This is a genomic window from Alcanivorax sp. DP30, from assembly GCF_009882945.1.
GTDB lineage: Bacteria > Pseudomonadota > Gammaproteobacteria > Pseudomonadales > Alcanivoracaceae > Alcanivorax.
Genome location: NZ_WTUY01000023.1, coordinates 36,782 through 59,147, shown reverse-complemented (window position 1 = coordinate 59,147; position 22,366 = coordinate 36,782). Strand labels below are relative to the sequence as shown.

Annotated in this window: 18 protein-coding genes and 2 tRNA genes; 1 reads left to right on the top strand and 19 read right to left on the bottom strand. The window is 57.8% G+C overall.

All coding sequences use genetic code 11. The features are described 5' to 3' along the window. Positions 1-26: 26 nt before the first annotated feature. From GQF00_RS15660 to rlmE, 16 genes are all read right to left on the bottom strand, one after another. Entirely contained in the window at positions 27-584 is a 558-nt protein-coding gene (locus tag GQF00_RS15660; RefSeq protein WP_161320150.1) for a hypothetical protein, read from the bottom strand. 172 nt (positions 585-756) lie between these two features. Continuing rightward, positions 757-2,850 (bottom strand): polyribonucleotide nucleotidyltransferase, encoded by a 2,094-nt coding sequence (gene pnp / locus GQF00_RS15655; protein WP_161320148.1) that lies wholly within the window; start codon positions 2,848-2,850, stop codon positions 757-759. 276 nt (positions 2,851-3,126) lie between these two features. Continuing rightward, positions 3,127-3,396: a 30S ribosomal protein S15 gene (rpsO, locus tag GQF00_RS15650; RefSeq protein WP_153498448.1), complete on the bottom strand. Its 270-nt coding sequence runs from the start codon at positions 3,394-3,396 to the stop codon at positions 3,127-3,129. Between the two features lie 79 nt (positions 3,397-3,475). After that, positions 3,476-4,408, bottom strand: coding sequence for a tRNA pseudouridine(55) synthase TruB (gene truB, locus GQF00_RS15645; RefSeq protein ID WP_161320146.1), 933 nt, complete (start codon positions 4,406-4,408; stop codon positions 3,476-3,478). 12 nt (positions 4,409-4,420) lie between these two features. Then, positions 4,421-4,831, bottom strand: a complete 411-nt coding sequence (rbfA, locus tag GQF00_RS15640; RefSeq protein ID WP_161320145.1) for a 30S ribosome-binding factor RbfA — start codon at positions 4,829-4,831, stop codon at positions 4,421-4,423. A gap of 24 nt (positions 4,832-4,855) precedes the next feature. After that, a complete protein-coding gene (gene infB, locus GQF00_RS15635) occupies positions 4,856-7,546 on the bottom strand; it encodes a translation initiation factor IF-2 (protein WP_161320143.1) in 2,691 nt (896 codons plus the stop codon). Between the two features lie 231 nt (positions 7,547-7,777). Next, positions 7,778-9,280, bottom strand: a complete 1,503-nt coding sequence (gene nusA / locus GQF00_RS15630) for a transcription termination factor NusA (protein ID WP_161320141.1) — start codon at positions 9,278-9,280, stop codon at positions 7,778-7,780. A gap of 38 nt (positions 9,281-9,318) precedes the next feature. Further along, positions 9,319-9,774: a ribosome maturation factor RimP gene (rimP, locus tag GQF00_RS15625; RefSeq protein ID WP_161320139.1), complete on the bottom strand. Its 456-nt coding sequence runs from the start codon at positions 9,772-9,774 to the stop codon at positions 9,319-9,321. 196 nt (positions 9,775-9,970) lie between these two features. Next, positions 9,971-10,047 (bottom strand) — tRNA-Met (locus GQF00_RS15620). 262 nt (positions 10,048-10,309) lie between these two features. Further along, positions 10,310-10,395: transfer RNA gene (locus GQF00_RS15615), tRNA-Leu, on the bottom strand. A 9-nt stretch (positions 10,396-10,404) separates the two neighbouring features. Next, positions 10,405-10,851, bottom strand: coding sequence for a preprotein translocase subunit SecG (secG, locus tag GQF00_RS15610; protein WP_161320137.1), 447 nt, complete (start codon positions 10,849-10,851; stop codon positions 10,405-10,407). 41 nt (positions 10,852-10,892) lie between these two features. Further along, positions 10,893-11,639, bottom strand: a complete 747-nt coding sequence (gene tpiA / locus GQF00_RS15605) for a triose-phosphate isomerase (protein ID WP_161320135.1) — start codon at positions 11,637-11,639, stop codon at positions 10,893-10,895. Positions 11,640-11,714: 75 nt separating this feature from the next. Next, complete coding sequence (gene glmM, locus GQF00_RS15600; protein ID WP_161320133.1) at positions 11,715-13,049, bottom strand: phosphoglucosamine mutase; 1,335 nt, start codon at positions 13,047-13,049, stop codon at positions 11,715-11,717. After that, positions 13,046-13,891: a dihydropteroate synthase gene (gene folP, locus GQF00_RS15595; RefSeq protein WP_237440574.1), complete on the bottom strand. Its 846-nt coding sequence runs from the start codon at positions 13,889-13,891 to the stop codon at positions 13,046-13,048. The genes glmM and folP overlap by 4 nt, the downstream gene beginning before the upstream one ends. A 153-nt stretch (positions 13,892-14,044) precedes the next feature. After that, complete coding sequence (gene ftsH, locus GQF00_RS15590) at positions 14,045-15,952, bottom strand: ATP-dependent zinc metalloprotease FtsH (RefSeq protein WP_161320131.1); 1,908 nt, start codon at positions 15,950-15,952, stop codon at positions 14,045-14,047. Between the two features lie 135 nt (positions 15,953-16,087). Further along, on the bottom strand, positions 16,088-16,714 hold the full coding sequence (gene rlmE, locus GQF00_RS15585; protein ID WP_161320130.1) for a 23S rRNA (uridine(2552)-2'-O)-methyltransferase RlmE: 627 nt from the start codon (positions 16,712-16,714) through the stop codon (positions 16,088-16,090). 127 nt (positions 16,715-16,841) lie between these two features. Between rlmE and GQF00_RS15580 the strand changes: the two genes are divergently transcribed. Beyond that, complete coding sequence (locus tag GQF00_RS15580) at positions 16,842-17,156, top strand: YhbY family RNA-binding protein (RefSeq protein ID WP_161320128.1); 315 nt, start codon at positions 16,842-16,844, stop codon at positions 17,154-17,156. Positions 17,157-17,251: 95 nt separating this feature from the next. On the opposite strand, the gene greA is transcribed toward GQF00_RS15580, so the two are convergent. From greA to carA, 3 genes are all read right to left on the bottom strand, one after another. Next, the gene (greA, locus tag GQF00_RS15575) at positions 17,252-17,728 is read right to left on the bottom strand and encodes a transcription elongation factor GreA (RefSeq protein WP_161320126.1); all 477 of its coding nucleotides are present in this window, start codon (positions 17,726-17,728) and stop codon (positions 17,252-17,254) included. Between the two features lie 65 nt (positions 17,729-17,793). Further along, positions 17,794-21,012 carry a carbamoyl-phosphate synthase large subunit gene (gene carB / locus GQF00_RS15570; protein WP_161320124.1) on the bottom strand — a complete coding sequence of 1,073 codons (3,219 nt, stop codon included), beginning with the start codon at positions 21,010-21,012 and terminating at the stop codon, positions 17,794-17,796. Between the two features lie 72 nt (positions 21,013-21,084). After that, entirely contained in the window at positions 21,085-22,209 is a 1,125-nt protein-coding gene (carA, locus tag GQF00_RS15565; protein ID WP_161320122.1) for a glutamine-hydrolyzing carbamoyl-phosphate synthase small subunit, read from the bottom strand. Positions 22,210-22,366: the final 157 nt, after the last annotated feature.

Here is a 22,366-nt window from a genome sequence, read left to right as displayed (position 1 = left end):
AAGGGCCAGCACTGCTGGCCCTTTTTTTAATTAACGCGCACCAGGCTATTCCTGTACGCCTCCGGCACATCATTAATCATAAGCAGGGTTAACTCATCGGAGTCCTTGCCCGCGGCAGTTTCGGGCTGCTCCGGCTCTTTCTCTCTGAACTCAACTGTCTCACCCGCATCTTCCTTCCGGCTTTCTGTCAGAGCGACTTGCACTTGCTCGTCGAGCTTCCACATCGCGCCAGTGGCGGGATCAATAATCAAGAAGCCGATCAATCCCCCAAACAGAATATTGCCAACATACCATCCGTCCATCCCTGCTCTGAGCTGGATGGTTACGGCGTCATAGCCCCTTTTTTCAAAGGAAACCAGGTAACTGGCTTTTGAGAAAAAGCCATCATCCGCAGAAAGTGAAATCGTCGCAGGAGTAACACCCTTCATCATGGCATACCCTCTTTTGGCATGCTTGACCGTATAGTTGACCCCCTCTGGAGAAGAACTAATCGTAACCGGGTAACTTGAATCAGAAACGATCGATGCACAACCTGACGACAGCAGGCCGACCAGAACCACAACTCCCCCAATTATCCTTCTCATAATTCCCTCTTTTTAGATAGACAGCCACAATAAAAACGGGCTGAAATTCTAGTACAGGAAGCAATTTATTTCATTTGCAAAATGGATTCCGGCCCTCCATTCATAACTTTTATCTCATAAAAAAGGCCGGCAAATGCCGGCCTTTTTTATGCTTCGGTAAAACCGATCGAAATCAGTCTTCCTTGGCTTCCTTCATGGACAGCTTGATGCGGCCACGCTGGTCTACGTCGAGAACCTTCACCTTGATGATGTCGCCCTCGTTGACGTAGTCACTCACTTTCTCCACACGCTCTTCAGCGATCTGGGAGATGTGCAGCAGACCTTCAGTGCCCGGCATGATGGCGACAAAGGCGCCGAAATCAACCACGCGGGTTACCTTGCCTTCGTAGATCACGCCGACTTCCGCTTCCGCAGTGATTTCTTCCACACGGCGTACCGCTTCATCCGCCTTCTCGCGAGTCTCACCGTAGATCTTCACGCTGCCATCGTCTTCGATGTCGATGGTACAGCCGGTTTCTTCGGTCAGGGCACGGATGGTAGCGCCACCCTTGCCGATCACGTCACGGATCTTGTCCGGGTTGATCTTCAGGGTCAGCAGGGTCGGGGCATTCTCGGACACCTCGGTACGGGAGGCACCAATGGCCTTGGCCATTTCGCCGAGGATATGAAGACGACCGGCATTGGCTTGCTCCAGCGCTTTCTCCATGATCTCTTCGGTGATGCCCTCGATCTTGATGTCCATCTGCAAGGCAGTCACACCACGCTCGGTACCGGCCACTTTAAAGTCCATATCGCCCAGGTGATCTTCGTCACCCAGAATGTCGGACAGTACCGCGAAACGACCGTCCTCTTCCTTCACCAGACCCATGGCAATACCGGCAACCGGTGCGGTCAGGGGAACACCCGCATCCATCAGCGCCATGGAGGTACCACACACGGAGGCCATGGAGGAGGAACCGTTGGACTCGGTGATCTCGGACACCACACGGATGGTGTAGGGGAAATCCTGCACCGTGGGCAGCACCGCCTGAACACCACGGCGGGCCAGACGGCCGTGACCAATCTCACGACGCTTCGGAGAGCCGATCATGCCGGTCTCGCCCACGCAGTAAGGAGGGAAGTTGTAGTGCAGCATGAAGTGATCCTGGCGGGATCCTTCCAGCGCGTCGATGAACTGGGCATCGCGCATGCCGCCAAGAGTGGCAGCCACGATGGCCTGGGTTTCACCACGGGTGAACAGGGCAGAACCGTGGGTCTTGGCCAGCGCGCCCACCTGACAGTCGATTGCACGAACCGCGTCCAGGGCACGACCATCGATACGCGGCTTGCCGGAGACTACGGCTTCACGGACCACGTTCTTCTCGACCTTGGCAAACAGGCCCTTCACTTCACCGGCGTCCGGTGCGCCTTCTTCGCCAGTGGCGAACTCGGCAACGCAGGCATCACGCAGCTCGCCGACCTTGGCGTAACGGGCCATCTTCTCGGTGATGGTGTAGGCATCGGCCAGAGCGCCTTCGTATTTGGCCTTGATGGCGTCTTTCAGTTCGGTGTTCACCGCAGGTGCGGTCCAGTCCCAGGTCGGAGTGCCCACTTCAGCGGCAAATTCCTTGATACCCTGGATCACCGGCTGCATTTCCATGTGGCCGAACAGGACAGCGCCCAGCATCTGGTCTTCAGACAGTTCTTTGGCTTCGGATTCCACCATCAGTACTGCAGGCTCGGTACCGGCTACCACCAGATCCAGTGCAGACTCGGCCAGCTCGGCGTAGCTCGGGTTTAGGATGTACATGCCATCCTTGAAACCCACACGGGCGGCACCAATAGGACCGCTGAACGGAATGCCGGAGATGGACAGGGCTGCGGAGGTGCCGATCATGGCGGCGATATCCGGATCATTTTCCTTGTCCACAGACATGACCGTGGCCACAACCTGTACTTCATTCATGAAGCCATTGGGGAACAGCGGACGGATCGGACGGTCGATCAGACGACAGGTCAGGGTTTCTTTCTCGCTGGGACGACCTTCACGCTTGAGGAAGCCACCCGGGATACGGCCCGCGGCGTAAGTCTTTTCCTGATAGTTCACAGTCAGGGGGAAAAAGTTCTTGCTGGGATCTGCTTCTTTCTTGCCAACGACGGTAACCAGCACTTCGGTGGCACCGATGCGAACCATGACAGCAGCAGTCGCCTGGCGGGCAATCTGCCCGGTTTCCAGGATAACCGTGTCACGGCCGAACTGAATTTCTTTGGTGATTTTATTGAACATATCTCGTCTCTTCTCTCTTCTTCACGACAGTCTTCGAGGCCCATGCCTCTGATTACACTCTTCTTTCGCTTGGGCATAATAGCCCGGCTGAAGCACCAGCCCAACCGGTAATTCCGGCGCCAGATCCCGCAAAAGTCAGGCCGCAGATGATTTGCCTGGCCAAACCCTGATTCGCTAGCGGGCAAGCTCCTGGCACAACCGGAATTTCCGGTCGCCAGAAACAACAAAAGCCCGGCTGAGCCGAGCTTCTGCTGCTGTCACCTTTAGACCCGCATCTTAACGACGCAGACCCAGCTTCTCGATCAGCTGCAGGTAACGGGTGCGGTCTTTCTTGGCCAGGTAGTCCAGCAGCTTACGACGCTGGTTTACCATGCGGATCAGGCCGCGACGGCTGTGGTGATCCTTCTTGTGGTCCTTGAAGTGACCTTGCAGACCATTGATGTTGGCGGTCAGCAGGGCAACCTGCACTTCCGGAGAACCGGTATCGCCTTCTTTCTGGCCGTGCTCTTTCAGGATCTCAGCTTTCTGTTCAGCGCTCAACGCCATGATGTTTCTCCAATATGCACAATGAATGTCACGGCCAGCCATGCATATTTATAGCTGCCGTCGTTACTTCCAGGCCGTGCTACCCGCAGATAGCCTGGCTTGAAACCAGTCGACGCGGCGCGATTCGCCCGTCTTCCAACACCTCACCGACACCCAGAAAGGTATCCGTGGAGGCCTGATAAACACTGACCCAGCCGTCCGCAGGACGATCCGAGGCCATCACTGGCTGACCCTGCTGAATGTAGTAGGCAGCATTGTCACCCAGTTCAACGCGCGGCCAGTCTGCCACGCTGGTGGATAAAGGCAAGAGCAGTTCGTCGATTGCCTCGAAGCCACCTTTCTCCTTGATCTCACCCAGCTGCTCTAGGGTCAGCATGCGTTCCGCCGGGTAAGGGCCTGCCGACAGGCGGCGCAGCACCGTCACATGACCGCCACAACCCAGCTTTTCGCCGGTGTCTTCCACCAGGGAGCGCACATAGGTGCCCTTGGAGCAATCCACCTCGAATTCCAGCTCATCACCTTCTATGCGCAGGATCCGGATATCATAAATAGTCACCGCCCGCGGCTTGCGCTCCACGGTCTTGCCCTCGCGGGCCAGCTTGTAGAGGGGCACACCCTCATGCTTGATGGCCGAATACATGCTGGGGATCTGCTGAATATCCCCCATAAAGGACATCAGCGCGGCCTCGATGTCGGCGGCAGACGCCGTCACTTCGGTGGTTTTGACCACGTCACCGTCTGCATCGCCGGTTTCCGTGGTAACACCCAACTTGGCGGTCACACGGTAACTCTTGTCCGATTCCAGCAGAAACTGACTGAACTTGGTCGCTTCACCGAAACAGATCGGCAACATGCCGGTGGCCAGGGGATCCAGGCTGCCGGTGTGCCCCGCCTTGGCGGCCGCAAACATTTTCTTGGCCATCTGCAAGGCGCCATTGCTGCTCACGCCGCCGACTTTATCCAACAACAGAATGCCGCTGAGATCGCGGCCACGGGGACGACGTTTTGCCACCTGAGTGCTCCGTTATTCCTGCTCGGGTTCGTCGTTGTCCAGACCCAGCTCGCGGTCTTCCGCACGCGCGTCGTCAATAAGACGGGAAATCTGCGCGGCATGCTCCGGAGTCATGTCGTAGTGGAAACGCAATTTGGGGGTGGTTCGGGTATTGAGGCTCTGGGCCAGGCTGCTACGCAGGAAACCACTGGCTTTTTCCAGCACCTTCTCTGCCTCGGCACCCTCTTCCTCGCCTTTACCCAGCAAGGTGAAATAGACCTCCGCGTAGGAAAGATCGCGGGAGACCGTTACATCCTGAATGGTGGCCAGATTGACCCGTGGGTCTTTCATCTCAAACTGCAGCAGACGGGACAGCTCGCGCTGGATCTGATCGGCAATCCGGTCTGTGCGGTTAAACCCCTGGGGGCGACGATGACGACTCATGGCTAATCTGGCTGGGCACGCCCCTTACAGGGAGCGCGCCACCTCCTTCACTTCGAAGACTTCGATCTTGTCGCCTTCTTTCACGTCGTTGTAGCTCTTCACGGCGATACCACATTCCATGCCGTTGCGAACTTCGGCCACGTCGTCCTTGAAACGACGCAGGGATTCCAGCTCACCTTCGAAGACCACCACATCGTCGCGCAGAACGCGGATCGGACGGTTGCGGTACAGGGTACCTTCGATAACCATACAGCCGGCCACAGCACCGAACTTGGAGGAACGGAACACGTCGCGCACCTGGGCAGTACCCAGGATCTCTTCGCGCTTCTCCGGTGCCAGCAAACCACTCATGGCCTGCTTCACATCGTCGATCAGCTCGTAGATCACGCTGTAGTAGCGCAGGTCGATACCTTCCTGCTCACACAATTTCTTGGCCTTGGTATCGGCACGGACATTGAAGCCCAGCAGTACCGCTTCACTGGTCATGGCCAGGTTCACATCGGATTCGTTGATCGCGCCAACACCCACGGATACCAGGTTCACCTTCACTTCGTCAGTACCCAGATCGGTCAGGGCACCGGTGAGAGCTTCCAGGGAACCACGCACGTCGGTTTTCAGCACGATGTTCACTGTGCTGGCTTCAGCGCTGCCCATGTTGGCAAACAGGTTTTCCAGCTTGGAAGCCTGCTGACGCTTGAGCTTCACATCGCGATCGCGATCCTGACGGAACTCGGCAACTTCACGGGCCTTACGCTCATCAGATACCACCTGAACCTGCTCACCGGCTTCCGGTGCGCCATCCAGACCCAACACTTCCAGCGGGATGGACGGGCCGGCTTTCTTAATCGGCTTGCCGTTTTCATCGATCATGGCGCGAACGCGACCGAAGTGGGCACCCGCCAGCAGCATGTCACCAATATTCAGTTCACCGCCCTGGATCAGAATGGACGCCACGGTACCGCGACCTTTCTCGATGCGGGATTCGATGACCACACCGGTTGCCGGGCCATGAGCCGGAGCTTTCAGCTCCATCAGTTCAGACTGAACCAGAATGGAATCCAGCAGATCATCAACGCCCTCGCCAGAATGCGCAGACACATTAATGAACTGGTGCTCGCCGCCCCACTCTTCCGGGATAACTTCTTTGGCAGCCAGTTCGGTACGCACACGGTCCGGATCAGCCTGCTCTTTATCGATCTTGTTCACCGCGATGATGATCGGCACACCGGAGGCCTTGGCGTGGTTAATTGCCTCTTCGGTCTGCGGCATCATGCCGTCATCTGCAGCGACCACGATCACCACAATATCAGTGGCCTTGGCACCACGGGCTCGCATGGCGGTAAAGGCGGCGTGGCCAGGGGTGTCGAGGAAGGTGATCATGCCTTTCTCGTGTTCTACGTGGTAGGCACCGATGTGCTGGGTAATACCACCGGCTTCCCCGGAGGCCACCTTGGCCTTACGGATGTAATCCAGCAGGGAGGTTTTACCGTGGTCAACATGCCCCATGATGGTCACTACCGGCGCGCGGTCAGCAAGCTCGGCACCATCACGGTTAACCATGTCGGCCAGGTGATCTTCCAGCACCTCTTCCTCACCCTTGCCGGCAACGGCCTTGTGGCCCATTTCCTCTACCAGCAGGATGGCGGTTTCCTGGTCGATCAGTTGATTCACAGTGGCCATCTCGCCCATCTTCATCAGGGACTTGATCAGCTCCTTGGACTTGATGTTCAAGCGCTGAGCCAGATCACCCACAGTGATGGTTTCCGGTACTTCCACTTCCATAATTTTCTTTTCCGTCGGCGCCTTGAAACCATGGGCCTTGTTCATGGAGCTCTTCATCTGACCATGAGCAACACCTGATGACTTCGGCTTGCGACGGCGACGGCGAGACTGACGTTCTTCTCGCTGATAGCTGGCTTCCTGGGCCGCCACCACGATGGACGAACCGTCATCGACTTCTTCTTCAGCCTTTTTCTCGGGCTGGTCGCCACGCTTCTCGAGTTCGGCAGCAATACGTGCGGCTTCTTCGGCGGTACGACGAGCGGCTTCTTCTTCCGCTTTCTTGCGAGCTTCAGATTCCTGCTTGCGACGGGCTTCTTCAGCCTCTCGCTGCTTGCGCTCTTCTTCTTCACGCTTGGCTTTTTCTTCCGGCGTCTCTTCTTTGGCCGGCTTCTTCGCGGTTGCAGCCTTGGGCACAGCAACACGCTTGGCCTTTTCTTCAGCCGCCTTCTCTTCGGCAACCTTGCGGCCTACCTCGGCAGCAGCCTTGGCCTCTTCCTCTTTCTTGCGAGCAGCTTCTTCTTCCGCCTGACGCTTCACCGCTTCTTCAGCTTCACGCTTGGCCTGCTCTGCCTGCAGAGCTGCCTCTTCGGCCGCCTTGCGTTCTGCCTCTTCGCGCTCTTCGGCTTCCAGAACTTCACGCTTCACATAGGTGCGCTTCTTGCGCACTTCCACGTTTACTGTCTTGGCCTTGCCCGCTGCACCGGTGGTCTTGATGGTGCTGGTGGACTTGCGCTTGAGGGTGATTTTTTTGGCGTCGTCAGTCTTGGCACCATGTGACTTGCGCAGGTGAGCCAGCAGCTGTTGTTTCTGCTCACCGGAGACCTCTTCGCTGGCGTCGCCATGAGGCAAACCCGCTTCTTTCATTTGAGAAAGCAGCTTCTCAACGGGCATTCCTACTGTTTCGGCCAGTTTCTTTACGGTCGTTTCTGCCATGTCAGCAACACTCTCCTGTCCGCGTCTCTTGCAGGCTATGGTTATAGCCTGGGCCACCGCCAATGCGGTTGGCCACTTTGGCCGGCTGCACGCCGGCCAAGCTGTCTGTATGCATTTTGGCCAATGCCAAAATGCCGGAAAAGGGCAACTAGCGCCCTTCCCATACCCTGCAGAGAAACTGCAGTACTTCAGTGGGTGCCTGCGAAGGCGGGCCAGCCTGAAAAGGGGCCGTTACTCCCCGTCTTCGTTCTCGAACCAGGGGGCTCGCGCAGTCATGATCAACTGGGCAGCACGCTCTTCGTTCAAGCCTTCAATTTCAAGCAGATCGTCCACTGCCTGCTCGGCAAGGTCTTCCATGGTGGCGATGCCACGGGAAGCCAGCTCTACAGCCAGGTCACGGTCCATGCCTTCCATATTCAGAAGGTCTTCCGCAGGCTCTGCGTTTTCAAACTTTTCTTCGGAAACCAGCGCCTTGGTCAACAACACATCCTTGGCGCGCTGACGCAGGGCTTCGACGATATCTTCGTCAAAACCGTCGATGGCCAGCATTTCCTCTTCCGGTACGTAAGCGACTTCTTCCAGTGTGGAGAAGCCTTCATCGACCAGAATGCCCGCCACATCTTCGTCAACGTCCAGGTCATTCATGAACGTTTCCAGGGCCTGGGCGGCTTCTTCCTGCTGCTTGCTCTCGGCATCGTCGAGAGTCATAACATTCAGTTCCCAGCCAGTCAGCTCGGAAGCAAGGCGAATGTTCTGACCGCTGCGGCCAATGGCTTGAGCCAGGGCAGACTCATCTTCCACGGCGATATCCATGGAGTGACTTTCTTCATCCATTACGATGGAGGCCACTTCTGCCGGCTGCATGGCATTGATCACCAGCTGGGCAGGATTGTCGTCCCACAGCACAATGTCGATACGCTCACCGGCCAGCTCATTGGAGACCGCCTGGACACGCGCACCGCGCATACCCACACAAGCCCCCACCGGATCGATTCGCTGATCGTTGGTCTTAACCGCGATCTTGGCACGGGAACCCGGATCCCGGGCAGCGCCCTTGATCTCAATCAGCTCTTCGCCAATTTCCGGCACTTCGATCTTGAACAGTTCGATCAGCATGTCCGGGCAAGCGCGGCTGGCGAACAGCTGCGGGCCACGGTTTTCTTCATTCACACCTAACAGGTAGGCACGAATGCGATCATTCTGACGTACCGCCTCACGCGGAATCATGTGCTCGCGAGTAATCAGGGCCTCAGCGTTACCGCCCAGATCCAGCACGATGGAATCACGGCTGGCCTTCTTGACCGTACCGCTGACCAGGTCGCCGATGCGATCACGGTATTCTTCGATAATCTGACGACGCTCGGCTTCGCGCACCTTCTGCACGATAACCTGCTTGGCAGTTTGCGCAGCGATACGACCAAAGGCTTCGGATTCAATTTCCTCTTCCCAGGTATCGCCGATCTGCAGCGAGGTATCCTGCTCATGAGCCTCATCCAGAGTCAGCTGCTTGCCGAACTCATAGAGGTCTTCATCAGGCACCACATGCCAGACACGGAAAGTACGGGATTCGCCGGATACACGATCGATATCCACGCGGATTTCCACGTCCTCTTCCTTAAAACGTTTTTTCGTAGCAGCAGCCAGGGCCAGCTCGATGGCCTCAAAAATCACATCGCGGCTGACGCCTTTTTCGTTTGATACCGTTTCCGCTACCAGCAGGATCTCTTTGTTCATGGCCAGGCCTTTACAAAGACAAAGTTTCCAGGGCGTGCTCAGTCGAAGCGGGGCTGCAACCGGGCACGATCTACCTGACTGTAAGGAATACGCAGGGTGTCGCCATCCAGCTCCACCACCAGCGTTTCGCCGTCTACGGCCACAATGGCCGCCGTCATTTTACGCTTGCCGGCCACCGGCGCCAGCAACTTCAGCTGGACGTCCTCCCCGATGTAATCGACATATTGCGTAACTTCGAACATGGGTCGATCCATCCCCGGAGAGGACACTTCCAGGTTGTATTCACCCGGAATCGGATCTTCCACATCCAGCACGCCGCTGATCTCGTGACTCACCGCCGCACAGTTATCTACCGTAATGCCTTCCGCATGGTCGATATACACACGCAAAACAGCCCCGCGCCCCTGGATATATTCCAATCCCCAAAGCACGAAGCCTAGATCTTCCACTACCGGAGCCAGCAGCTCCGTTAACTGTTCTGCGCGTTTCGACATACTGTCCTGACATTACTCCTGAAGATCTGCTTCAGGTACAAACAAAAAATGGGCCTGGAGACATCACAGGCGACCGCAAGGAAAACATGCAATCGACCGCATATCCACCGCCCATTCCACTAAAGCGGATAACAAAAAGCCCCTGCTAGAGGGGCTTTTTGTCCGCTTTGAGCCGACCGGAGCCGACTCCTCTAAGTGGTAGCGGGGGCAGGATTTGAACCTACGACCTTCGGGTTATGAGCCCGACGAGCTACCAGACTGCTCCACCCCGCAATAAACCTTGTGCCCTTTAAAGCCCTTCGCACCGGGCTGTCGATTCAGGCAAAACCTGAATCGGTGAATGCAGCGTCTGATCTCTGCAATCACCTCAAATCCGAGAGCGCAAATACTACTTATGGAGCACTGCGCTGTCAAGGCGGTTTCGGAAAAATGTTTTATTTTTCGAAACCTTAGCATCAGGAAAAGCCACTGAACCTGATGCATTTTCAACCAGATAACCCCACAGCTCTCTAGCTGTCGGTCACCTTGTCCAAATTGGTGCCGAAGGCCGGACTTGAACCGGCACGAGCGAAGCTCACTACCCCCTCAAGATAGCGTGTCTACCAATTCCACCACTTCGGCAAAGAACGCTTACTGCTGCTCCGGCTGAGGCACCTCAACCGGGGACGCGGATTCTACATCAGCTTGCGGCACTTCTGAAACTTCTTTTTCAGAATTTGTTTCCGCAGGTGCTTCCGGCACCTCGGTCTGCACCGCAGGAACCTCAGCCTGGTCCGCCGATACCGGCACTTCGGCCTGCTCTTCGATGGTTTCCAGCTCAGGCAGGTAGACGTTGGCGCCATTGGCCTCCTGGCGGGCCATCCATGCCAGCACCAGGCTGGTCACGAAGAACAGAGCAGCAAGCACTGCCGTGGCGCGAGTCAGGAAGTTGGCGGAACCGGCGCTGCCAAATACGCTCTGGGAGGCGCCACCACCGAAGGATGCACCCGCATCAGCGCCCTTACCGTGCTGAATCAGCACCAGACCAATCAGGCCAAGGGCCGCCAGGATGTGCACTACGTGAACGACAATATCCATAGTTACTCTATTATTTCTTCATTAACTGGGTCACTGGTCCGCTATTTCGCCGCCTGGCAAATAGCGAGAAAACTGTCGGCGGTCAGTGACGCACCGCCAATCAGACCACCATCGATGTCTGACTGGGAAAACAGAAGGGCGGCATTATCCGCCTTTACACTGCCGCCGTAAAGCAAGCGTGTCGAACTGGCAATATTCGGGCTCTTTTCCGCCAGCGTGGCTCGCAGGGTTGCGTGCACATCCTGGGCCTGTTCGGGACTGGCGGTCTTACCGGTACCAATGGCCCAAACCGGCTCGTAGGCGATTACCGCAGAGGCAAATGCATCAATACCCACCGCATCCACCACCGCTAACAACTGACCACAGACCACCGCCTCGGTATTGCCGGCTTCACGCTCCTCCAGGGTTTCCCCCACACAGAGAATCGGCACCAACCCGGCGGCCTGGGCACGGGCAAATTTCGCCGCCACCAGCGCATCGTCCTCGCCGTAAAGCGCCCGGCGCTCGGAATGCCCAATGATCACATAGCCACAGCCCACCTCAGACAGCATGGCTGCGCCCACCTCTCCGGTAAACGCGCCGTCCTGCTGGTCGCTGAGATTCTGCGCACCCACCTGCACGTTGCCCGGCAATGCTGCCCTGGCAGCCGCCAGATAGGGAAACGGCGGACAAACCACCACATCAGCCCCGCCCTGATAACTCACCAGCGACCCGGCAATCTCACCAAGCAGCGCCTGGTTGCCATTCATTTTCCAGTTACCGGCCACAAGCGGCTTTCTTTGACTCATTTTCCTTTCCTTAAATCTGAAACTGCCACGCCCTTCGTGAGCCGCCATCTCTTGCAGCGCCGGACATCAGGTGCATTATGCGATGGCCTTTTCCACCACGTCTGCCAGCTGTCGGCAGAGCGTTTCCACCTGCTGCGGATCCTTGCCTTCAACCATGACACGAACAAGTGGCTCGGTGCCGGAGGGACGCAACAGAATACGACCGCTGCCGGCCAGCTCTTTTTCCACTTCGGCCATGGCCGCCTTCACTTCAGGGAGACCTTCAAAGCCATCGCGATTGGCACCGCGCACGTTGATCATGGTTTGCGGCAACAGCGCCACGTCAGCCACGGCTTCTGCCAGGGACACCTTGCGACGCGCCAGGGCCGCCAGCACCTGCAAGGCAGACACCGTGCCATCACCGGTTGAAGTGCGATCCAGACAAACCAGATGGCCGGAAGATTCGCCGCCAATCAGCCACCCGCGCTGATCCAGCTGCTCCATGACATAACGGTCACCGACTTTGGCGCGCACGAACTCCACACCCAGCTCCTGCAGCGCCAGCTCCAGGCCGAAATTGGACATCAGCGTACCCACCACACCGGAGACCTGCGCCCCGGTTTCCTTGCGATCACGGGCAACCACATAGAGCAGCTGATCACCATCAATCAGCTTGCCCGTGTGATCCACCATGATCAGACGGTCCGCATCGCCATCCAGGGCAATCCCCAGATCGGCCTTCTCATCAATAACACGCTGCTGCAGGAGCGCCGGGTGAGTCGAGCCGCAATCGCGATTAATGTTGAAACCATCCGGCTGGTTGGCCATGGCCACCACCTCGGCCCCCAGCTCTTCGAACACATCCGGGGCAATGTGGTAGGCCGCGCCATTGGCCGTATCTACCACAATCTTCATGCCATGCAGATCCAGTCCCGGCGCCGTGCTCTTGCAGAATTCAATATAACGGCCACGGGCATCATCAATACGACGCACCTTGCCAATCTGGTCGGTGGCCACCACGGACATTTCTTCGTCCAGCAGCCTTTCAATTTCCTGCTCGATTTCGTCGTTCAGCTTGCGGCCATCGGCACCAAAAAACTTGATGCCATTATCGGTGTAGGCATTGTGAGAAGCCGAGATCACAATACCCGCCTGGGCCGACAACGTCCGGGTCAGATAGGCAATCCCCGGCGTCGGCAGCGGACCCAGCAAGCGCACATCCACCCCCGCGGCAGAGATCCCTGCCTCCAGGGCAGATTCAAACATATACCCGGAAATGCGGGTGTCCTTGCCGATGAGAATTTTGCTGCCACCATGGGAAGCCAGCACCTTGCCTGCCGCCCAGCCCAGCTTGAGGACAAAATCCGGGGTAATCGGAAACTGTCCCACCGTGCCACGCACACCATCGGTACCAAAATATTTACGCGTCATGATGACTCCTTGTGCGACTCGCGAACCGCATGAGCAAAGCGCACTGCGTCCACGGTTTCCTGTACATCGTGAGCACGGACAATCTTTGCACCGCGCTCCACACACATTACTGCCGCTGCCAGACTGGCGGGCAGCCGCTCATTCACTTCTCGGCCCAGCACCTTGCCAAACAAGGATTTGCGCGAAACACCGATCAAAACAGGCAAATCCAGACTCTGCAACGCGGCCATTTCCCGCATCAGTACCAGATTGTGATTCACCGACTTGGCAAACCCGAAGCCCGGATCCACCAGCAGGCTGTCACGGGATATGCCCGCCGCGACACAGGCATCGATTCGCGCCTGCAAAAAAGCGATCACTTCCCCGGTAACATCTTCGTATTGCGGATTGTCCTGCATATTGCCCGGTTCGCCCTGCATATGCATCAGGCAAACCGGTAGCCCGCTGGCGACGGATGCCTCCAGCGCCCCCGGCCGGCGCAGCGCGCGTACATCATTGATCAGGCCTGCCCCTGCTGCCGCGCCGTCACGAATCACCGACGCGGTACTGGTATCCACCGAGACCAGCGCATCCAGTTCACCGCAAAGAGCCTCAACAACGGGCACCACCCGGTCCAGCTCTTCCTGCTCGCTGACCGGTGCCGCACCGGGGCGGGTGGACTCCCCGCCCACATCGATGATGGCTGCACCATCCGCCAGCATCTGCTCAGCCTGACGCAGGGCCGCATCGCGCTCGTTGAAACGACCGCCATCCGAGAAGGAATCCGGGGTGACATTCAGGATGCCCATGACAACAGGCGAAGACAGATCCAGCATCCGCGTGCCGCAACGTAACCGGGTCATTGGGGAAATATCCTGGGCTGGTTTCTCTGCTGTATTCCGGCTGCCCTGCTCTGGGGTGACAGGGTCCGGCATGATTCTTCTTTGGCCACCGGCGGCAGCCAGCTGCAAAAACGCCCGACCCGGTCTCCCGGGTCAGGCGTCATGCTTGAGCTATCAATGGGTGTTGGCAGGCCCGCCGATGGCATCGTCGCCCGGCTTCTTGTCGCCGGAGGCCGCCGTACCGTTGCCCGGACCCTGATCACGCCAGTCCTTGGGCGGACGCGGCTTGTGACCTTCCATGATGTCGTCGATCTGGGCGGCATCAATGGTTTCATACTGCATCAAGGCATCGGCCATTAGATCCAGCTTGTCGCGGTTTTCTTCCAGGATCGCCTTGGCGCGACTGTAGCAGTCATCAATGATGGCCCGCACTTCACGGTCAATCTCTTCAGCCGTCTGTTCCGACACATGTTTGCGCTGGGACATCTGCTTGCCCAGGAACACCTCGCCTTCATCTTCTTCATAGGCCAGCGGACCGAGTTTTTCACTCAGGCCCCACTTGGTCACCATGGCGCGAGCCAGTTTGGTGGCACGCTCGATGTCGTTGGAAGCACCGGTGGTCACGCCGTCAAAACCCAGCGTCATCTCCTCGGCAAGACGACCGCCGTACAGGGAACAGATGGACGACTCCAGGCCACGCTTGGACTGGGAGTACTTGTCCTCTTCCGGCAGGTACATCGTCACACCCAGGGCTCGGCCACGGGGAATGATGCTGACCTTGTAGACCGGATCATGTTCCGGCACCAGCCGGCCAACAATGGCATGGCCCGCTTCGTGATACGCCGTATTCAGCTTTTCCTTTTCGCTCATCACCATGGAGCGACGTTCCGCGCCCATCAGGATCTTGTCCTTGGCTTTCTCGAACTCTTCCATGGATACCATGCGCTTGTTGGCACGGGCAGCAAACAGGGCAGCCTCATTGACCAGGTTGGCCAGATCGGCACCGGAGAAACCCGGGGTGCCACGGGCAATCACGCCGGGCTCCACATCATCGGCAATGGGCACCTGACGCATATGCACCTTGAGAACCTGCTCACGGCCACGAATGTCAGGCAGCGGCACCGTCACCTGACGGTCAAAACGGCCGGGGCGCAGCAGCGCGGGATCCAGCACGTCAGGGCGGTTGGTCGCGGCAATCACGATGATGCCTTCATTACCGTCGAAACCGTCCATTTCCACCAGCAGCTGGTTCAGGGTCTGCTCACGCTCATCGTGACCACCGCCCAGGCCAGCGCCACGGGAGCGGCCCACGGCGTCAATTTCATCGATAAAGATAATGCAGGGGGAATGTTTTTTGGCCTGCTCGAACATGTCACGAACCCGGCTGGCACCCACACCCACAAACATTTCCACAAAGTCGGAACCGGAGATGCTGAAGAACGGCACCTTGGCCTCGCCGGCGATGGCCTTGGCGAGCAGGGTCTTACCGGTACCCGGGGAACCTACCATCAGCACACCGCGGGGGATCTTGCCGCCCAGACGCTGGAACTTGGCAGGATCACGCAGGAACTCCACCAGCTCCTGCACTTCTTCCTTGGCTTCTTCCACCCCGGCCACATCGGCAAAGGTGGTCTTGATCTGGTCTTCGCCGAGCAGCTTGGCCTTGGACTTGCCGAAGGTCATTGGGCCACCGCCGCCCTTGCCACCGCCCTGCATCTGGCGCATGAAGAAGATAAAGATGGCCAGGATCAACAGAATCGGCAGGATCGACAGGAACAGCTGCCTGAGGAAGCTCTGACGCTCAGGCGCGACACCTTCAACCTGCACCTTGTTCTGAATCAAGGTGGGCATCAGGTTGGTATCCAGGGTCGGCGGCTTTACCGTCTTGAACTGACTACCATCCCGATAAGTACCGGTAATACTGCTTTCACCGATTTTAACAGTCTCAACACCACCAGATTCCACCTTGGAAATAAAAGTGGAATAGGGGATGTCCGGGTTACTGGGCTGACTACTGATGCTGGACGCTACTACATAGAGAACGCCGGCAATCACCAGCCACAGCACGATATTCTTGGTCATGTCGTTCAAGGGAGACCTCGATCTGTTCCGGGCGCCATAGCGCCACATTCGCGAACCTACACCTTACACCATTTACTCATGGCTGCGTAATGCCGGTTCGGACAGCAAAACGCGGGTTTTACGGGCTTTTAACGGCTATTTGAGGCCGCTGGCCAGCTGGTAGACCTCGGTGGAGCGAGCCCGGCTTGCCGCCGGCTTGCGTGTCACCACCTTGCGGAACCGGGACTGAAGAGCCTTGCGGTACTCCTCGAAACCCTCGCCCTGGAATACCTTGACCAGAAACTGGCCGTTGGGTTCCAGCACCCGCTCTGCCATCTCCAGCGCCAACTCTGCCAGATACATGGCCCGCGGCTGATCCACACCGCTGTTACCACTCATATTGGGGGCCATATCCGACATTACAAGGTCCATGCGACGATCTCCCACCGCGGCAAGAATTTGCTCATAAATCTCGTCTTCCCGGAAATCCCCCTGAATAAAGGTCACATCCGGCAGGGCATCCATGGCCAGAATGTCACTGGCAATCACCGTGCCCTTGCCGCCAATCAGCTGACCCGCCACCTGACTCCAGCCCCCCGGCGCCGCCCCAAGATCCAGCACTGTCATGCCCGGACGGAACAATTTGTCCTTCTCGTGCATTTCCAGCAGCTTGAAGCTGGCCCGCGAGCGGTAACCCTGCTCCTGGGCCTTGGCCACCCAGGGGTCATTGAAGTGCTCCTTCAACCAGGCCTTGCTGGTCTTGGAACGGCTGGATTTCGCCATTGCGAATTCTCCTCACTTGTATCGTCCGGGCTGACCTGACAATTCAGCCCTGGCGGCTGCTTTTCAGCGGGCATATCCGTAGAATACGCGCATCAATACTCTGAACCATTCATTCTGGAGCCACACCGTGCCGCTATCCTCTCAGGACATCAAACGCCTTCGCCGCATCGGCCATCATCTGAAGGCCATTCTGATATTCGGCGACAAGGGGCTCACCGATACCTTCGTCGACGAACTGAATGCCCGACTGGAAGACCATGAGCTGATCAAGGTGAAGGTCAACGCCGAAACCCGCGACGACCGCGCCGAGATCGTCAGCGCCCTGTGCGAAAAAAGTGGCGCCGAGCTGATCCAGCGCATCGGCAACATTGCCCTTCTCTACCGCGCCGCCCAAAAGCCCAACCCCAAGCTGTCCAACCTGCTGCGTTATCAAGAAGCATGAGGCAGGAAGCCTGAACACCCCCGCACGCTAGCAGCATAAAAAAGGCGACGTTAAACGTCGCCTTTTCTTTTTCCCTGAAACTTTCAACTTGCAACTCAGATGTGCTCGACCTTGTCGACCTCATACTCACGGGTGCCACCGGGAGTATCGATCTGCACCACATCCCCCTCTTCACGACCAATCAGGCCACGGGCGATGGGGGAGTTGACGCTCAGCTTGCCAAGCTTGATGTTGGCTTCGTCATCACCCACGATCTGGTACACCTTCTCTTCGTCGGTATCCACATCGAGGATCGTCACGGTAGTACCGAAGATCACCTTGCCGGTGTTTTCAATCTCGGTGATATCAATGATCTGGGCGTTGGAAAGCTTGCCTTCGATATCATTGATACGACCTTCGCAGAAGCCCTGCTGCTCACGGGCAGCGTGGTACTCCGCGTTTTCTTTCAAATCACCGTGCTCACGCGCTTCGGCAATGGCGGCAGAAATCCGCGGACGATCTTCTTTCTTCAGCTTTTCCAGTTCCTCGCGCAGGGCCTTGGCGCCCTTGGCGGTCATCGGTACACGTTGCATAGCTATCCTCGTGTCTTAAAGGAAATCGCCCGGAGCACTCGGCTCCGAGCGCTCCTGACGACGATTTACTGCATTTCTGCGTGCAAATCCTGCAGGCGACGAACTTCAATCTCGCCGCTGATACCCAACGCCTGACAGACCGCATGGGCAGCAGTAATGGTGGTGGTGTAGAACACCTTGTGCTGCAGGGCCGAACGGCGGATGGCGAAGGAATCGCGGATCGCCTGCTTGCCCTCGGTGGTGTTCACGATCAGGGCGATCTGATCATTCTTGATCATATCCACAATATGCGGACGCCCTTCCAGCACCTTGTTCACTTCTTTCACAGCCAGTCCGGCTTCACTGATCACCTTGGCGGTACCACGGGTGGCAACCAGATCAAAACCACGCTCAATGAGCATACGCGCCACATTCACGGCAGACGGCTTGTCCACTTCGCGCACGGAGATAAAGGCCGTGCCTTTTTCCGGCAGTTTCTCGCCAGCCCCCAGGGACGCCTTGCCAAAGGCTTCCGCAAAGGTTGCGCCAACACCCATTACCTCACCGGTAGATTTCATTTCCGGGCCGAGAATGGGGTCCACTTTCGGGAACTTGGCAAACGGGAATACCGCTTCTTTCACGAAGTAGTGCTGTGGTTTGACCTCTTCGGTGAAGCCCTGTTCCTTGAGGCTGGTGCCTGCCATACAACGGGCAGCCACCTTGGCCAGGGACGCGCCGATGCACTTGGACACATAAGGCACGGTCCGCGATGCACGGGGGTTCACTTCCAGCACGTACACATCGCCGTCTTTCACGGCGAACTGCACGTTCATCAGGCCAATCACACCCAGTTCCAGCGCCATGTCACGGGACTGCTGACGCATCACATCCTGCACCGCCTCATCCAGAGAGTAAGGCGGCAGAGAGCAAGCGGAATCACCGGAGTGAACACCCGCCTGTTCGATATGCTGCATGATGCCGCCGATCACCACATCGGTACCGTCACAGATAGCATCCACATCCACTTCAATGGCATCATCCAGGAAACGGTCCAGCAGTACCGGGGAATCGTTGGAAACTGAGACTGCGTTGGTCATGTAGCTACGCAGCTCGGCTTCGTTATAGACGATCTCCATGGCGCGACCACCCAGTACATAGGAAGGACGCACTACCAGCGGGTAACCAATTTCTTCCGCCAGACGCACACCGTCTTCCATGGAACGGGCGGTGCGGTTGGGCGGCTGCTTCAGGCCAAGCTTGTTGACCATCTGCTGGAAACGCTCGCGGTCTTCCGCTTCGTCGATGGCATCCGGCGGAGTGCCGATGATGGGCACGCCGGCGGCCTGCAGGGCGCGGGCCAGTTTCAGCGGCGTCTGGCCACCGTACTGAACGATTACACCCTTGGGCTTTTCCTTGGCAACAATGGCCAACACGTCTTCGAGGGTGATCGGCTCGAAGTAGAGACGGTCAGAGGTGTCGTAGTCCGTGGAAACAGTCTCCGGGTTACAGTTGACCATGATGGTCTCGTAACCGTCTTCGCGCATGGCGAAGGCCGCGTGTACACAGCAGTAATCGAACTCGATGCCCTGACCGATACGGTTCGGACCGCCACCGATGACCATGATCTTTTCACGGTCGCTCGGGTTGGCTTCACACTCTTCATCGTAGCTGGAATACATGTAGGCGGTGTCAGTGGAGAATTCCGCCGCACAGGTATCCACCCGCTTGTACACTGGCTGGATGTTCAGCTCTTCACGCTTGCCGCGCACGTCCGCTTCCTTCACACCCAGCAACTGGGCGAGACGGGCATCGGAGAAGCCCTTGCGCTTGAGGGCATACAGGCTGTCACGAGTCAGACCACTGAACGTGGTCTCGACCACATTCTGTTCTGCCCGGATCAGATCTTCGATCTGCACCAGGTACCAGTGGTCGATCTTGGTGATGTTGAACACATCTTCCACGGTCATGCCAACCCGGAAGGCATCGCCCACCACCCAGATACGCTCCGGGCCAGGAGTGGCCAGCATCTGGGCCACTTGCTCACGGGCATCCGGGGCAGACGGATCCACCTTGGGATCGAAACCAATGGAATCGGTTTCCAGACCACGCAAGGCCTTCTGCACCGACTCCTGGAAGTTACGGCCGATGGCCATGACCTCACCCACGGACTTCATCTGGGTGGTCAGCACCGCATCTGCTTCAGCAAACTTTTCAAAGTTGAAGCGCGGGATCTTGGTGACCACGTAATCGATGGACGGCTCGAAGGAGGCCGGGGTCTTGCCACCGGTAATCTCGTTCTGCAGTTCATCCAGGGTGTAGCCTACGGCCAGCTTGGCGGCCACCTTGGCAATCGGGAAACCGGTTGCCTTGGACGCCAGTGCGGAAGAACGGCTCACCCGCGGGTTCATCTCGATCACCACCATGCGACCGTTGTCCGGATTCACCCCGAACTGCACGTTGGAGCCGCCGGTTTCCACACCGATCTCGCGCAGCACCGCCAGGGAGGCGTCACGCATGATCTGGAATTCTTTATCGGTCAGGGTCTGCGCAGGTGCCACAGTAATGGAGTCACCGGTATGCACACCCATGGGATCGAAGTTCTCGATGGAACAAACGATGATGCAGTTGTCGTTCTTGTCGCGAACAACTTCCATCTCGTACTCTTTCCAGCCGAGCAGGGATTCGTCGATCAGCAACTCGTTGGTCGGGGACAGATCCAGACCACGCTGACAGATTTCCTCGAACTCTTCCCGGTTGTAGGCCACGCCACCGCCGGAACCACCCATGGTAAAGCTGGGCCGGATGATGCAGGGGAAACCCAGCTCTTCCAGCGCCGCATTGGCCTCTTCCATATTGTGGGCAATGGCAGAGCGCGGACACTCCAGGCCGATGGCCTTCATGGCCTTGTCAAAGCGGGAGCGGTCTTCCGCCTTGTCGATGGCATCCTCGGTGGCGCCGATCATTTCCACGCCAAACTCTTTCAGCACACCGTTGTGATCCAGATCCAGCGCGCAGTTCAATGCGGTCTGGCCACCCATGGTGGGCAGCAGCGCATCCGGGCGCTCCTTCTCGATGATCTTGGCCACCGTCTGCCAGGTAATCGGCTCAATGTAGGTAGCGTCCGCCATGGCCGGGTCGGTCATGATGGTGGCAGGATTGGAATTCACCAGGATCACCCGGTAACCCTCTTCACGCAGGGCCTTGCAGGCCTGGGCGCCGGAGTAGTCAAACTCACAGGCCTGGCCGATAACGATCGGGCCAGCACCAATGATGAGGATGCTTTTGATGTCGGTTCTTTTAGGCATAGTTCGCTAACCGTCAGACGTATGTTGCGGTTGTCTTTGCGTCGGACGTCAGACGTCGGACGTCAGACGCTTTTACTTAGCTTCCATCAGTTCGATGAAATGATCGAACAGCGGCGCACAGTCACGCGGCCCCGGACTGGCTTCCGGGTGCCCCTGGAAACTGAAGGCCGGCACATCGGTGCGATGGATACCCTGCAGGGTGCCATCGAACAGGGACACGTGGGTCACCTTCAGGTTGTCCGGCAGGTTGTCCATATCCACTGCGAAACCGTGGTTCTGACTGGTGATCATCACCGTACCGTCGGCCAGGGTTTTCACCGGGTGGTTGGCACCATGGTGACCGGTGGCCATTTTCATGGTCTTGGCCCCGCTGGCCAGCGCCAGCAGCTGATGCCCCAGGCAGATACCGAACACCGGCTTGCCGGTGGCAACGATCTCCTTGATGGCCTCGATGGCGTAGTCACAGGGCTCCGGGTCACCCGGGCCATTGGACAGGAAGATGCCATCCGGGTTGAGGGCCAGCACGTCTGCCGCCGGGGTCTGAGCCGGCACCACGGTGAGCTTGCAGCCCCGCTCGGCCAGCATGCGCAGGATATTGCGCTTCACACCGTAATCGTAGGCCACCACATGGAAACGGGCCTCTTTCTGCTCGGTGTGACCTTCTTCCAGATCCCAGGTGGACTCGGTCCAGCTGTAGGATTCCGCCACGGTGACTTCCTTGGCCAGATCCATGCCTTTCAGACCCGGGAAGCCCTTGGCCGCTTCCAGCGCTGCCGCTTCATCCAGATTGTCGCCAGCGATGATGCAGCCGTTCTGGGCACCCTTGTCGCGCAGGATGCGGGTCAGGCGGCGGGTATCGATATCGGCGATGGCGACGATATTGTTCTCACGCAGGTAATCCGGCAGAGACTGCTGGCTGCGCCAGTTACTGACCGTCATGGCCAGATCGCGGATCACCAGGCCGGCGGCCCAGATCTGCGTGGACTCTTCGTCCTCCGGGGTCACACCGGTATTGCCGATGTGCGGATAGGTCAGAGTCACAATCTGTTTGGCGTAGGAGGGATCCGTCAGGATCTCCTGGTAGCCGGTCATTGCGGTGTTGAACACCACTTCACCCACGGTTTGACCCGTGGCACCGATAGCAACACCTCGAAAGATGCTTCCGTCTTCGAGAGCGAGAATGGCGGGAACCGTCAACGCAACCTCCAGGCTGGCAAGAAATTAGGGAGATATGCGGTGGGGCACGCATTGGCAGTCACAAAGCTGCCAGCTGCTCGCAAAAAAGCGAGATGGATTGCTCCACCTCGCTTTTTCGTAGAATTCTTCATTCGTGTGCCCCACACGCCCATCACGG

Excerpts from the sequence above, each read along its gene's own strand:
- GQF00_RS15660 (WP_161320150.1), bottom strand. The coding sequence starts at position 584 with ATGAGAAGGATAATTGGGGGAGTTGTGGTTCTGGTCGGCCTGCTGTCG.
- pnp (WP_161320148.1), bottom strand. The coding sequence starts at position 2,850 with ATGTTCAATAAAATCACCAAAGAAATTCAGTTCGGCCGTGACACGGTT.
- rpsO (WP_153498448.1), bottom strand. The coding sequence starts at position 3,396 with ATGGCGTTGAGCGCTGAACAGAAAGCTGAGATCCTGAAAGAGCACGGC.
- rbfA (WP_161320145.1), bottom strand. The coding sequence starts at position 4,831 with ATGAGTCGTCATCGTCGCCCCCAGGGGTTTAACCGCACAGACCGGATT.
- infB (WP_161320143.1), bottom strand. The coding sequence starts at position 7,546 with ATGGCAGAAACGACCGTAAAGAAACTGGCCGAAACAGTAGGAATGCCC.
- nusA (WP_161320141.1), bottom strand. The coding sequence starts at position 9,280 with ATGAACAAAGAGATCCTGCTGGTAGCGGAAACGGTATCAAACGAAAAA.
- rimP (WP_161320139.1), bottom strand. The coding sequence starts at position 9,774 with ATGTCGAAACGCGCAGAACAGTTAACGGAGCTGCTGGCTCCGGTAGTG.
- secG (WP_161320137.1), bottom strand. The coding sequence starts at position 10,851 with ATGGATATTGTCGTTCACGTAGTGCACATCCTGGCGGCCCTTGGCCTG.
- tpiA (WP_161320135.1), bottom strand. The coding sequence starts at position 11,639 with ATGAGTCAAAGAAAGCCGCTTGTGGCCGGTAACTGGAAAATGAATGGC.
- glmM (WP_161320133.1), bottom strand. The coding sequence starts at position 13,049 with ATGACGCGTAAATATTTTGGTACCGATGGTGTGCGTGGCACGGTGGGA.
- folP (WP_237440574.1), bottom strand. The coding sequence starts at position 13,891 with ATGACCCGGTTACGTTGCGGCACGCGGATGCTGGATCTGTCTTCGCCT.
- ftsH (WP_161320131.1), bottom strand. The coding sequence starts at position 15,952 with ATGACCAAGAATATCGTGCTGTGGCTGGTGATTGCCGGCGTTCTCTAT.
- rlmE (WP_161320130.1), bottom strand. The coding sequence starts at position 16,714 with ATGGCGAAATCCAGCCGTTCCAAGACCAGCAAGGCCTGGTTGAAGGAG.
- greA (WP_161320126.1), bottom strand. The coding sequence starts at position 17,728 with ATGCAACGTGTACCGATGACCGCCAAGGGCGCCAAGGCCCTGCGCGAG.
- carB (WP_161320124.1), bottom strand. The coding sequence starts at position 21,012 with ATGCCTAAAAGAACCGACATCAAAAGCATCCTCATCATTGGTGCTGGC.